At 42.8% G+C, this 13,770-nt stretch carries 10 protein-coding genes; all 10 read right to left on the bottom strand.

Annotated elements, in window-relative coordinates:
• Positions 1–363 precede the first annotated feature (363 nt).
• The 10 genes from ligA to ACWXW9_RS15705 all read right to left on the bottom strand — a co-directional run bounded on the left by ligA (position 364) and on the right by ACWXW9_RS15705 (position 13,695).
• The gene (gene ligA / locus ACWXW9_RS15750; RefSeq protein ID WP_494930168.1) at positions 364–2,379 is read right to left on the bottom strand and encodes an NAD-dependent DNA ligase LigA; all 2,016 of its coding nucleotides are present in this window, start codon (positions 2,377–2,379) and stop codon (positions 364–366) included.
• An 88-nt stretch (positions 2,380–2,467) separates the two neighbouring features.
• Entirely contained in the window at positions 2,468–4,792 is a 2,325-nt protein-coding gene (pcrA, locus tag ACWXW9_RS15745) for a DNA helicase PcrA (RefSeq protein WP_494930167.1), read from the bottom strand.
• Positions 4,793–4,833: 41 nt separating this feature from the next.
• Complete coding sequence (pcrB, locus tag ACWXW9_RS15740) at positions 4,834–5,526, bottom strand: heptaprenylglyceryl phosphate synthase (protein WP_494930173.1); 693 nt, start codon at positions 5,524–5,526, stop codon at positions 4,834–4,836.
• A gap of 146 nt (positions 5,527–5,672) precedes the next feature.
• Positions 5,673–6,545 (bottom strand): phosphatidylinositol-specific phospholipase C/glycerophosphodiester phosphodiesterase family protein, encoded by an 873-nt coding sequence (locus ACWXW9_RS15735; protein WP_494930166.1) that lies wholly within the window; start codon positions 6,543–6,545, stop codon positions 5,673–5,675.
• A 107-nt stretch (positions 6,546–6,652) separates the two neighbouring features.
• The gene (locus ACWXW9_RS15730) at positions 6,653–8,053 is read right to left on the bottom strand and encodes an undecaprenyl-phosphate glucose phosphotransferase (protein WP_134912270.1); all 1,401 of its coding nucleotides are present in this window, start codon (positions 8,051–8,053) and stop codon (positions 6,653–6,655) included.
• Complete coding sequence (locus tag ACWXW9_RS15725; RefSeq protein WP_494930165.1) at positions 8,050–8,958, bottom strand: glycosyltransferase family 2 protein; 909 nt, start codon at positions 8,956–8,958, stop codon at positions 8,050–8,052. The genes ACWXW9_RS15730 and ACWXW9_RS15725 overlap by 4 nt, the downstream gene beginning before the upstream one ends.
• 370 nt (positions 8,959–9,328) lie before the next feature.
• A complete protein-coding gene (locus ACWXW9_RS15720) occupies positions 9,329–9,481 on the bottom strand; it encodes a putative holin-like toxin (RefSeq protein WP_494930164.1) in 153 nt (50 codons plus the stop codon).
• A 509-nt stretch (positions 9,482–9,990) separates the two neighbouring features.
• Entirely contained in the window at positions 9,991–10,392 is a 402-nt protein-coding gene (locus ACWXW9_RS15715) for a GtrA family protein (RefSeq protein ID WP_494930163.1), read from the bottom strand.
• On the bottom strand, positions 10,389–11,378 hold the full coding sequence (locus ACWXW9_RS15710) for a glycosyltransferase family 2 protein (RefSeq protein ID WP_494930162.1): 990 nt from the start codon (positions 11,376–11,378) through the stop codon (positions 10,389–10,391). The genes ACWXW9_RS15715 and ACWXW9_RS15710 overlap by 4 nt, the downstream gene beginning before the upstream one ends.
• 25 nt (positions 11,379–11,403) lie before the next feature.
• Positions 11,404–13,695, bottom strand: a complete 2,292-nt coding sequence (locus ACWXW9_RS15705) for a TgpA N-terminal domain-containing protein (protein ID WP_494930161.1) — start codon at positions 13,693–13,695, stop codon at positions 11,404–11,406.
• Positions 13,696–13,770 lie beyond the last annotated feature (75 nt).

Genomic DNA, 13,770 nt, shown 5'->3' with positions numbered 1-13,770 from the left:
GATTCGCTCATTTTTAATGCTAGCGATTCTTCTTTATATAAAGAAGAAATCTTTATTTTCATCATCCATTTGTTCAGTTTTCAAAGAACTTGTCTGTCCTCGTTTCTTCAACGAGTCAGGAATTAGATCATACCATGTCGGTTGCTTTCTTGTCAAATCTTTTTTTGATTTTCTTTTCAGCATCCTCCGCTTCGAGAAATGTTATTCTCAAAGCAACGTCTAATAATGTAACATGCCTAAAGTTATTTAGCAAGCATTTTTTAATTTATTTTTTCCACAGCTATAATACCTCCTACTTTAAACAGTAGATAACAAAACAGCCAACCCGTAATAGAACGGAATGGCTGTACTCTTGCAATCTAATTATTCTTGCTCCAGCAGTCTGATGAACTCATTCTCATCTTCTATGGTATCAATTCCGAGCTGTTGGGCCTTGGCCAGCTTACTTCCTGCCTTTTCACCAGCTATGACCAAATCCGTCTTTTTGGATACAGACCCAGTCACATGGGCTCCGAGTGCCTCCAGCTTAGAAGCAGCTTCATCACGCGTAAGCTGATGCAAGGTACCTGTAAGCACAACCGTTTTGCCACTGAAAAAGCTATCTGTCTTCTTCTCCTGAGGAGCTTCGGGAGCCTGAGCCTTTACCCCTAGGGATAACATCTTTTCAATCCCCGCTTGGGTAAATGGATCAGCAAAGAAGGCAACGATACTCTCAGCTACAATCCCGCCCACATCCGGCAATTCTATTAATTCCTCTACCGTAGCGGACATGACCTTGTGCAAATCACGGTAATGATCAGCCAACATGCGTGTAGTCGCTTTACCGGTATTCGGTATACCAAGGGAATAAAGGAATGAAGCCAAATCCCTCTCTTTACTCTGCTCAAGCGCTGCCAGAAGGTTATTGGCTTTTTTCTCACCAAATCGCTCCAGCTTCACAAGATCATCGAATTGAAGTGTATACAGATCCGCAGGCTCGCGCACTTCCAGTTCGTCATGCAACTGGATTGCCGTTTTGTCGCTGAAGGTTTCAATATCCATGGCGTCACGTGACGCAAAATGGGAAATACGAGCCACAATTTGTGGCTTACACCCCAGCTTATTATCGCAGAATAAATGAGCCCCTCGCTGCTGCAACGGGAATCCACAGGCCGGACAATGATCCGGTACGATAATTTCCTCTCCGTCGTCCTCAGACGTAACTTTTCCCAAAATTTCCGGAATGACATCATTCGAACGGCGGATAAACACACGAGCACCCAAAGCGAACTTCAGATTTTTCCGCTCGATATCCCCAGCATTGTTTAGTGTACAATTTTGTACGGTGACTCCCGCCAGCTCTACCGGTTCTACCCTTGCCAGTGGCGTAATTTTACCTGTACGACCTACATTCCACTCAACAGAGTTAAGCACCGTGGTCGTTTCCTCCGCCTCGAACTTATACGCCACTGCCCATCGCGGAAATTTATCGGTATAGCCGAGAACCTCACGTGTGCGCATATCCGTAATTTTGAGTACCGCCCCGTCAATGAGATAATCCAGTCCAGTACGAGACTTTTCGATATCAGTCAGTTGTTCCATAGCATCATCAAAATCGTCAAAGTAAGTCAGATACGGATTCACCTTAAAATAATTGTCACGCAGGAACGTCATCATCTCCTGGTGGCTGCTAAACTGGATGCGGTCCGCGTACCCCACATTGTAGAAAAATGCATTCAATCGTCGTTCTGCTGTTGTTTTGGGATTCAAATTACGCAGAGCACCTGCTGCGGCGTTGCGTGCATTTTTAAGAGGGTCCACAGCGGTCTCATTATATTTGGCCAGCACAGACAGATTCATAATGCCTTCTCCCTGTACTTCAATGGTCCCATCCTGAAAAGGAATCGTAAGCGGCACGGATTTAATGGTTTTCACCTGTGCCAATATTCCCTCGCCCACCACGCCATTGCCGCGTGTAGAAGCCTGTACCAGCTTCCCGTCGGTATAAGTCAGGTTCAGCGTCAGTCCATCAAATTTAAGCTCTATCGCATATCCTAGAGGCGGTAAAGGCTGCTCCGGGTTCTTGGTGTTGTAATCGTTGACCAGCTTCACGACACGCGCGTTCCAGGCACGCAGCTGCTCCACATTCTGTGCTTTATCCAAGCTCCATAACGGGGCCAGATGGCGATGTGGTGTGAAGCCTTTGAGTAACTCCCCGCCCACACGCTGTGTCGGCGAATCTGGCAGCACAAGACCGCTCGTCTGTTCAAGCGCTACCAGCTCGTCATAAAGCACATCATATTCTTTGTCGCTGATCTTGGGCTCATCCAGTGTGTAGTAATGATAGTTATATGTGTTCAGCTCAGCAACAAGCTGCTCCATCCTGTGCATTGGATTCATGCAGGCGTATCCCTCCGGGAACTTCATCAGGGCAGAGGCCTAAACCACGCTGCCACTGTGAGGTTCGAGATTTAATGATGTTTGAGATTTATTCTACTTTTGTAATCGGTGCAAAGCCAGCCAGCAGGCGTTTAACCCCTACTGGAGCCGGGAAAGCGATCTGAAGCTCCATATCATTGCCTGTACCTTTTACAGCTACAATGGTTCCAATTCCCCATTTGCCATGCTGCACCTTGTCTCCGGCAGCAAAAATGGAGGGACCTCCTGCCGAAGCAACCGGAGTTGGTTTCGCGGATGAAGATGTTGTAACGGTTACGCGGGGCGACGCAGAAGCGGACGAACCACTGCGGCTCATCGTATCAAAGGAACGTTCTCCGCCAAAGTTACTACCGTTGGTATTACCCAGTCCACGTCCGCCATAAGAGCCGCCTACATTGCCTGAGCGGCGGTAGCGGTCACGTTTGATAATTGTATCCTCTTTGAGCTCTTCCGGAATCTCTTCAAGAAAGCGGGAAGGCGGATTAGCGGTGGTACGGCCAAACAGCGTGCGCATCTGTGCGCATGTAAGAAACAGTTGCTCCTCTGCACGGGTAATCCCGACATACGCCAATCTGCGCTCTTCCTCCAACTCTTCATTATCCAAAAAGGCCCGACTGTGAGGGAATACTCCCTCCTCCATACCGACAATAAATACAATCGGAAACTCCAGTCCTTTTGCGCTATGCATGGTCATCAATACAACCGCATCGCTTTGTTCCTCTTCATCGTCATTCATGGAATCAATATCCGCGATAAGAGCAAGATCGGTCAGGAAGGAGACGAGTGACTTGTCCTCCGCTCCTTTTTCAAATTCCATCGTTACCGACAGGAACTCATCAATATTCTCCAGACGTGAGCGTGATTCAAGCGTATTCTCGTTTTGCAGCTCCAGTCGATATTGGCTGGTTTCCAGCATTTTTTCCGTTAACTCGGTGACCGAGAGATAGTCCACCATGCGACTCAAGCCTTCGATCATATCGTAGAACTCTACAAGCGCATTGCGCGTACGTCCGGCAAAGCCCAAATCGTCTACCACCTGCAACACACGGAAAATAGAAACTCCACGCTCCGCTGCGGCTGCTTGCAATTTACCGACCGTTGTATCCCCAATACTCCGTTTTGGCACATTAATGATTCGGATCAAGCTGATATCGTCATCAGGATTGGAGAGTAGGCGAAGGTACGCCAGCAAGTCCTTAATCTCTTTACGATCATAGAACTTGATGCCGCCAACGATCTGGTACGGAATATCCGATTTGATCAAAATTTCCTCGACAACCCGTGACTGAGCATTGGTACGGTACAAAATAGCATGATGGCTATAGGTTTTGCCTGCATTGATATTTTTATGAATTTCCGAGGCGATAAAATAGCCCTCATCATGCTCCGAGTCAGCCCGGTAAACTTTAATCTTGGCCCCGCCTTCTTTGTCAGTCCATAGTTTCTTCGGCTTGCGGCCCGTATTTTGACCAATCACTTCATTGGCGGCATTCAGAATATTCGAGGTTGACCGATAGTTTTGTTCCAGTAAAATGGTACGCGCTTCCGGATAGTCCTCTTCAAAGTTCAAAATGTTGCTGATATCCGCCCCGCGCCAACGATAGATGGACTGATCGCTATCGCCAACTACGCAAATTCGGTGATGCTGGTCAGCCAGCATTTTACACAGCATGTACTGCGCACGGTTCGTATCCTGATATTCATCGACATGAATGTATTGAAATTTTTTCTGATAGAAATCAAGCACCTCAGGTACTTCTTTAAATAGTTGAATCGTTGCCATAATCAGATCATCAAAATCCAGAGAGTTGTTGTTTTTGAGACGTTGTTGGTATTTGGTATATACCTTCGCCACAATTCCCTCGAAATAGTCACCAATCTTGCGCTCATACATTTCAGGAGTGACCAGTTCATTTTTAGCTGTACTCATCATGGACTGAACCGCTTTGGGCTCGAATTTTTTGGTGTCTATGTTCAGATCCTTCATGCAGCTCCGAATGACAGACAATTGATCCGTGGAATCGAGAATGCTGAAATTGGAGGTAAATCCGATTCGCTCGATGTCCCGACGTAAAATACGCACACACATAGAGTGAAAAGTGGATACCCACACATCTCTCCCCTGCGGGCCAATCAGCTTGGATACGCGATCCTGCATTTCACGCGCGGCCTTGTTTGTAAAGGTAATCGCCAAAATGCCCCATGGAGCCGTCTTGCGGGTCGCGATGAGGTAGGCAATCCGGTGCGTAAGCACTCGGGTCTTTCCACTGCCTGCCCCAGCCATAATCAGCAGCGGTCCGTCTATCGCCTCCACTGCCTGACGCTGAGGCGGATTGAGGCGGGCTACAGCCTCGTGTATATCTATTGATTGCATGCGTGCATGCTCCTTTCTGCAAGCTTCCATAAAATCACGTTCTATACTTCCAACTTCACAGCCACCGTCTCCAGCGCTTTCGCCAAGTCACGGTAAATGATGTTCCCTACTACAATGGTGTCACAAACGGCAGCCGCTTGTAACGCGGTAGATTTATCCACGATACCTCCTCCGTATAGGACACGGGCGCACTCCGTATTGCGATGTATTCTTTGTACCAGCTCCATATCCCCAAACGTACCGCTATACTCCACATATACAATTGGCAGGTGCATAAGCTTGTCAGCAACCTGTGCATATGAGGCGGCAGATGAGACATCAAGCGATGTATCCGCCCCTGTAAGCTTGGCGACCGTGGAATCACCGTTCAAAACAATATATCCTTCCGTCACAAGTAAATCCCAAGGGATCATATAACCAAACTGCTCAATCGCACGCTGATGCTGTCCTACGATCCAATTACTGTCCGTGGTATTAAGCACCATTGGAATCATATACAGATCAAACCCCGGCACCACAGCCTCCAGATCGGACACTTCAAGTACACATGGCACCTCATAACGCCGAACCCGCGACAGCAAATCCACCGTATTTTCATAGGTAATGCCCGATGAGCCTCCTACCATAATGGCATCCGTACCAGACATGCATATGGCATCCAGTCCCTCATCGTCCAGTTCCTTGTCAGGGTCCAGCTTAAATACATGCCTCCATGATTGAATCGAATCTGCCAACACACATTCCTCCAGCATCCATTGTGCTTTTGCCACGATCCGGTCTAACCGGATTCCAATATCCAAAAGCGTTCTATGCTAAGTCTATGACAGTGCTCAAAAGGTGTCAATGTTCGTATTCGATGGGAACACTCTGTTCACATATCTCAGGGCCGTAACGCGTACAGCCAACTGCGTTTTTGGAGTTCCTTTTCCGTTAAAACATCCGTATAGAATCCGCGCACACCCATCTGTTCGTAGTCAGCAGCATCTTTTAGATCGTTAATTGTATTTACGTAACACACCGCCCCCGCCTGCCGCAAACTTTCCACTAAAGCACCACTAACCCTGTTTTCTGGCAAAGTCACTGCCGTTATATCGTTTTGTTGTACAAACCGGATGATTTGGTCATCCGTATCTTCTGTCGCATAAAGCGTATAAATAATGGAGGTATAGGGATAAATGCTACGCAGCGTTCGCAGCATTTCCTCGTCATAAATTTGCGGGACGATGCGAGATAAAAGTTCCGGATTTTTCTCCTGTGCCTGACGGGTCAGTTGCGCAAACAACTGTTTTATTTGGGCCGGGTCCTGTTCTTTTGTATCGGTCACGACATAGGCATCCGGGTATTTCTCTAACAGATCCAATACATCATTCCAGTCTACCGGGGTATAGGAGCCGTAAATGGGGGTGTTTTTGAATTGCTCGTAGCTCCAGGGCTTCCCTCCCTGTTCTTTACCAACTACCTGCTCCTGCTGCATTTGCTCTGTAAAAGACTCTGTCCATTCATGGCGCGCCACCAAATGCCTGTCCGAAGTAAACATCAGGTCGACCTCGAACACGCGGCTGCCTTTTTTATAATTATTCACAAACGCTTCACGCGCATTGGTATAGGCTAAACCGTCAACGGCTCCCATAGCATGCGAAATCACACGATGGGTGGTAAAACCGGTATGCTCCTCCGTGGATTGCCCTCTGTAAGCCAATAAAAACGTGCCAATCAACATTAATAGAATTACCGCCGCAATCAGTCGTTTCATAGGGTGTCACATCCTTTTCGTACAGGTCAATACCCTGCATGCGCACACTCAAAACAACTTCCAGACACAAAAACACCCTCCGGCTGAACCGAAGGGTCAAATCTGGATTAATACGCATTCTTGAAACCGTTGCGGATGGTGCGGAAAATAATTTTAATATCGAATAAGAGCGACCAATTCTCAATATAGAAGATATCATGCTTAATCCGTTCCTCAATGGACGTGTCACCACGCAACCCGTTGCTCTGTGCCCAGCCTGTAATACCAGGACGAACATGGTGCTTCACCATGTACTTTGGAATCTCCTCGCGGAACTGATCCACGTAATACGGGCGCTCCGGACGAGGGCCGACAACGCTCATATCTCCTAGCAGCACATTAAAAAATTGCGGCAGCTCGTCGAGACTCGTTTTACGAATAAAGGTGCCAAAGCGAGTACGCCGGGGATCATTGGCCGTCGTCCAGCCTGTATCCTCAGTCCCTGGTGGCAATACCTTCATCGAGCGGAATTTGTACATCATGAAGGTACGCCGATTCAGACCCACCCGCTCCTGTTTGAAAATGACCGGCCCTCTCGATGTCGTCATCACGCCAATCGCCACTGCCAGCATAACCGGAGAAGTCAAAATAATAGCGAACAGCGAGAACAGAATATCGAACAAACGTTTAAACAATCGGTTCCCCGCCACATCCAACGGAATATCCCGTACATTGATCATTGGCATGCCTGCAAAGTTATCAAAATACGGTCGAGACGGCAAGTAATCAAAAAAGTCGGGAATGATGAGCGTGCGCACCCCAGCCTTTTCACACATGTTGATAATCTTGGGATACTTATCATGTGCATCCAGCGGAAGAGCCAAAATGACCTCGTCAATCATCATGCTCGACAGCGTAGCTTCTAACTGATCCAAGCCTCCAAGGATTGGGCGGAAATGCTCTTCTTCCTCTTCATCCCAGTGACGCTTATCATCCAGAAAACCCACCACTTCATATCCCAGATCAGGATACTGTCCAAGATTATGATAAAAACGCTGGCCCAGAGTACCCGCCCCGAGAATGAGCATGAACTGCTTGTTGTAGCCTTTTTGGCGGAGAGCTTTAAGTACCTGCTTCAAAAAATATCGATAGAATAAAATAAGCAGTACGTTCCCAATCATATAGATCGCCAGATAGGACCGCGAAATGTCAATTTGCTTTACGAAGAACATGACACTCAACAGCACGAACAGGCCAACAATATGAATCTGGGTGACGCGAAATACGTCGTCTGCAAACCGTTTTTTGCGTTTGGGTGAATAGAGAGAGAATAACATCCCCAGCACCACGGCAATCAGACCGTAGATTAAGCTCCAGCCTCCATAGACTTGAATAGGAAGCGGCTCTTGATAGGTAATCCATTCACTTTCGAATTTGAAGAACCAGGCGATCAGAAAGGATAACTGAATGACCGCGAAATCCGCCACAATATACAATTGGGTTAAAAAACGTTGATTTCTGCGTATCATGCTTTCACCTCGGTACGAGATTGTTCGCCACTGTCTGGCTTGGCCGGTGCAGTGAGCTTATTTTTCAAAAAGGCCATTCCAAATTTCACCGTAATTCCCGCATATACAACCATATTAGTGATCCAGCTGTACTGCTGTTTATAATGCTTGCGGTGAAATACCCACATGGCTCTATGAAACTCGTAAATAATTTTCAAAGGACGACGACGAGCGCTGCCACCTTTGATATGAATAATATATGTGCGCGGATAGTAGTAAATGCCCCATCCCGCCTGCTTAATCCGGTAACACCAATCAATGTCCTCGCCATACATGAAAAAGGTTTCGTCCAAGCCGCCGACCTGCTCAATCGTCTCCCGACGCACCAGCATAAAAGCACCCACCAGCACATCCACTGGATACTCATCATCCGGGCTTAAGTGCCCGAGCTGGTATTGATTGTACTTGGGGTTATCCGGGTAACGCTTCGACCAGCCGAAGGCGTAATAAAAGGAGGCAGACGGCGTTGGAAACCCACGCTTACAGGCCTTATCCAGCGAACCATTCGGCAAAATAACCTTGCAGCCCGATGCTCCCATCTCCGGATTCGTATCCATGAACCGAATCATCGTATCCAGCGTGTCCGGTTGCACCAGAGTATCGGAATTCAGCAACAATACGTAACGCCCGCCCGCTACCTCGATGCCCTGATTGTTTGCCTTGGCAAAACCTGTGTTATCCTCATTGGCAATCAACGTAATCTCCGGATAGGCAGCACGAATGGCTTCCACAGACCCATCATTGGAGTGATTGTCGATAACAATCACTTCATATCGATATTGCGTCTCTGACGCATACACCGACTGCAAACAATCCAGCGTCAAACGGCATGTATTATAGTTGACGACCAGTATGCTTACATCCATATTTAAAACGCTCCTGACAAATTCAGTAATCTATTCTACTATCGACTATTATAACATACCCAACAGATCACGGGGCGCAAAAAAGCACATAACTTGTAACCTTACACAGTTAGCAGGATTTTGCAAAATTCGATTCCAGCCGCTTCAAAGTGCAAATATAGACGAACGAAAACGTTTCGATCTATATATTGTTCATTGGAAGTCGCTTTTTAGATTTTTGTAAAATCCTCGGTTGAGGTATAAAAATCATCGTGGTAAGATATACATGGAAAAAGGGCTGGTGCCAGCCAGCCCCTGCGCAACCAACGCTCCAAGAGCGGACGGTTTTGGAACATCAGGCCGAAAATAGACCCTTCCTTTCGGGGGCGGTCTATTTTCGTTTGTTAAACTCTAACAGTGTGACGATCAACGCCCCGAACGTCAGCATTAAACTGAGCGCCTCAAACACTGTCACAGGCTTCACCCCCTCCTCGGGAGAGTTAGCCGACCGCCCTTGCCAGCCTATATCGGTTGCACCCTTCAATTATACTATATTTTTCCATAAAGGAACATGTATTCGATGATGTTTTTGTAAAATAGTCATGTCTGTTAAAAAATACAATGAACATGTAGGCATAACTACAAAACGAGGCCTCTATCCTTTCATTTGCTCTCCAACTGGATTAACAGAAAAAATAACGATAAATATTTTTAGATGCGGCTTGTCGGGGGTATTGAAATCCAGAACTTCTTTATTATCCATGCAGAACATAGTGTTTAGGTTTTCAATTAAAAATTGTAGATGTACGACATATGGAGCATGTTAAGAGCATAAAAAAAGCTCATGGCTGATTTCATGTAAAATGAGGAGACGCACCATTTACACAACATCAATCATGAGCAGCTGACATCTTGATATAACCGGAAATAACGAGTTAGAAATCCTTCCGCAATAAGAGCGCCTGTCCTACTTATAGGAAATCAGTTCATCTATTTGTATCCACTCTCAAATCAGTCAATTAATCAAGTGAAACAGTGGTAGTTACCAACAGTTTATTCACTTGTTTTTTTCATAAATACAATGTATTTGCTCGCCAAATAATTTACTGCTATAACTATAAAATTCACAATAATTTTTGCTAGAAAATCATCCATCCGTACATTTTGGACTAGCACAATCATTAAAATGATTTCCAAACAAAGAGATGATAATCTGATAAGGAGGAATAAGATGAATTCTTTAGACAACAAAGTCAATCGAGAGTCATTTTTTTTAAACACATATAGTTTATTCGTTACAAAAGCAAATATTATAGATATTAACCAAGCGACGGTAATAGAAAGTTTATAATCTGCACCCATTACTTTTGTGAAGAAGGCATATACAATCAAATTTATAATTGTTGTAAGAACTCCAAAAACAGCGTAATTCAAAAACTCCTTACCTAATTTCATATCCGACCCTGAAAGAATCTATTTTCCATTTGTTTTTGTTCCGAGATAGCATCCTTGCCATTGTTATACTCTTTCACAAAATACAGTGGTCTTCTTTTGGTTTCATTAAATACTCTTCCTAAATATTCGCCAATAATACCGAGAGATAACAATTGTATTCCTCCAAGGAATAAAACTACTGTCATAAGTGAAGCATAGCCAGCGACGGAGCCCCCGAAAACAAGCGTTCTAGTTATAATAAAAATCATGTAAAAAAATGCACCTATTGAAATGAACACCCCCAGCATTGCAGATAATCTTAGGGGTACCGTTGTGAAAGAGGTAATTCCTTCAATAGCCAAATCTAAAAGTTTATAATAATTCCATTTTGTTTCTCCCGCCGCACGAGAGTCGCGATTGAATAAAATCTCCTTCTTTTTAAATCCAATCCAACTAAACATACCTTTTGTATACCTTTGTGTTTCTCTTAACTGTTTTAATGCCTCTATACAGCGCCTGTCGAGCAAACGAAAATCCCCTGTATTTTCTTGTATAGGAATCCTGCTCATTTTCTGAAGCAACTTATAGAAACTAGAGGCTGACCATTTTTTAAACCAAGTTTCCCCGGCTCTGGTTGCCCGCTTTGCATATACGTCATCATAGCCTTGCTCCCAATATTTAATCATCTCTATAATTAATTCAGGAGGATCTTGAAGATCCGCATCAATAATCACCACAGCATCCCCCATGCAAAAATCTAATCCAGCAATCATCGCAATCTCTTTTCCGAAGTTACGTGATAGATCCACTAATGAGATTCTTTTATCCTTCTTGCTTAAATCTTTAAGAATTTCAACTGTGTTATCCTTACTTCCGTCATTTACGAATAATAATTCAAAATGATAACCTGTAATAGAGTCAATTACTCTGGTTAAGCGAGAATAAAGTTGGTAAATAACTTCTTCTTCATTATACGCAGGTATAAGAATTGTTATAGTTTTAAACATGGAAGCCCCTTCTTTACAAGCATAATTATTTAAATTTAATATTACTGATTAAAGTAGTATCATTATTATTTGAGAATTTCCCCTTATCAACCTGAATCACCACTTTTTGATATTGAGAAATATCTACATCGAATACTCTGGGATTGTTAATTGTAATATACTCTTTTTTTATCTGTTTCCCATCCCCTAATATCGTTAAATATACTTCCGCAGCTTCCGGTATCTTGGCTATATCTTTATCTTTCGTTTCCATAGAAGCAGTAAAGGATAATCTTTCAAGAGATTTTTGCGAATCTACTTCTACATAGGAAACACTTTGAACATCGTTGGTTTCTCCAGGGTGAATAGTTATGTTATCCGGCGTTAACTTAACTTCAACATCAGGCAATCCAGAGTAAGTTTTTGAAATATTAACTCTATAATCAGAAAATGTATACAGTTCTTTTTTGTCAGGATATTTGTCAAAAAACTCTTTTTGCATTTCATTTAGAGCCTGCAATGAAGAATTGGAAAATGGCTTCATGCGCTCAAAAATAGTGACCTTTGTATTGCTGACCATATTAACTGTCTTTATCACAGAATAATTATCAAATCGACCATTGAGGAAATACTCAGCGGTTTTCCTTACAACCATTTCATCCGATACAATTGGTTCAACTACTACAACAAACCCAGACCTTAATAATAAATCTGGAAATCCTAAAGCATCATTGTAGGATGAACGAACTAAATAGTTTAATGCATTTTTTTGATCAGGAAGATACAAATTATTGAAAATATCATCATAACAGCAGCCGCCTGAAATGACATATACAGGTTTGCTTGGACTTGACACACTATTTAAAAATTTAGTTATGTCCTTGATCTGATCAATATCATTGTTAACTCTAGGCTCAGTGTGTTTCGGTAATAGGGATACCTTTCCAACAGTGGTTTGCAAATTAACGAAATAGCCATTAGCTATAAATAGCATACTTATCGCTAAACAAACTGTAAGCAATAGTTTGAAGATCAAACTCATCTTGGATATCGATAGTTTAACAGAGCATTTTTTTATTAAAAACACATAATTGTAATTCATAAAAACAAGCACCATCATACCTGTTGAAACCAATAAAATATGCTGAGGTGACATGCCCTGCTCCGATGTAATCAATAGATAAGCGAAGCAGCTCTGCAATATTGAAAAAATTGCAAAATATCGAGTCTTTTTAAAAGCGACACCAATAATCGCCCCAGTTAATACCAAAGTCATAGTAATTAAACCGAAATAATTAAACATCTCAATTAATTTATCCAGAGGAGGATGATTATTATACTCATATACGCCTTTACCTACGTCACGTATACTCAGTAGAATAAAAGACTTGAAAAATAAAAATAAGACTAACAAGCATCCTACTCCAATTACAAACAGTTTTGAAACACTGCGAAAGAATTCCTTTAACCCATATTGTTTATCCCAAAGGGTCTTAATAAGTTCAGTGATAAATACTGCTGCGAAAAAAGATACTACGAAATAAGAATACCATCTGCGCAAAAAAGCAAGTGAAATCAGCAGAATAACCATAATTATAATATCCTGAATACTAAGTGATTGTATTCTCTTTTTATACAAAAGAAGATACAGCATCATAATAGATATAAGGCCTACTCCATCAAGGTAACCAATCAAGCTGGAATACACCACGCCACTAAAAGAAAAAATCATAAGTGTTACAACCAATAAGATACCACCTATTTGTACATCTTTCTCTTTATTCTCTTTAATATCCCTAATAAGATTACTGGACAGTACAACAAAGAAAAATAAAGCTGGTAGTATAAAAGCAAAAAAGACACTGAGTATGTATCCTTTATACCCAAAACCAAATACTTTAATCCAAGGAGATAAAAATAAAAGCACCAAATCATTGTAATCTTCATGAAGGACAGACTGATACACATTATAAATTATTTCAAAAAAACTCTTATTGAGATCATTGAAAAAAACATTACTCTTACTCCAATAAAAAGCATTATCCGAAAAGTATATCGTTCGTTCAATAGAATAAATATAACTTATAATCACGGTTCCTAGTAACGCTATACAAATAAAAGATAATGTGTATAGAATCGCCTCTTTTCGGCTCCGTACAAAATTCAGTTTCAATAAAATGTACAGAAAGAAAGCAAAAATAAACAAATTAATATAGGCCAAAAAAAGTATATTGCGATTACCGGTGTCTTTAACAAAAAAAGCTACTACTGCTGCTATGATAATAAAAATTATACTGTAGATAGTCTTAAGTTTGTTGCTTGTAGGTAATAAATACATTCAGGTAAACATCCTTTCAATAGTCCAGATACTCATAATCGTCTGCTTAATTATTTGTGCCGCTATGAAAATGTA

This window comes from Paenibacillus sp. LT-B23 (genome assembly GCF_059417685.1).
This window is presented reverse-complemented; position numbering and strand designations above follow the sequence as displayed.

Coding starts and splice junctions, on each gene's coding strand:
- ligA (WP_494930168.1), bottom strand. CDS start 2,379: ATGAATCCAATGCACAGGATGGAGCAGCTTGTTGCTGAGCTGAACACA.
- pcrA (WP_494930167.1), bottom strand. CDS start 4,792: ATGCAATCAATAGATATACACGAGGCTGTAGCCCGCCTCAATCCGCCT.
- ACWXW9_RS15735 (WP_494930166.1), bottom strand. CDS start 6,545: ATGAAACGACTGATTGCGGCGGTAATTCTATTAATGTTGATTGGCACG.
- ACWXW9_RS15730 (WP_134912270.1), bottom strand. CDS start 8,053: ATGATACGCAGAAATCAACGTTTTTTAACCCAATTGTATATTGTGGCG.
- ACWXW9_RS15725 (WP_494930165.1), bottom strand. CDS start 8,958: ATGGATGTAAGCATACTGGTCGTCAACTATAATACATGCCGTTTGACG.
- ACWXW9_RS15715 (WP_494930163.1), bottom strand. CDS start 10,392: ATGAAATTAGGTAAGGAGTTTTTGAATTACGCTGTTTTTGGAGTTCTT.
- ACWXW9_RS15710 (WP_494930162.1), bottom strand. CDS start 11,378: ATGTTTAAAACTATAACAATTCTTATACCTGCGTATAATGAAGAAGAA.
- ACWXW9_RS15705 (WP_494930161.1), bottom strand. CDS start 13,695: ATGTATTTATTACCTACAAGCAACAAACTTAAGACTATCTACAGTATA.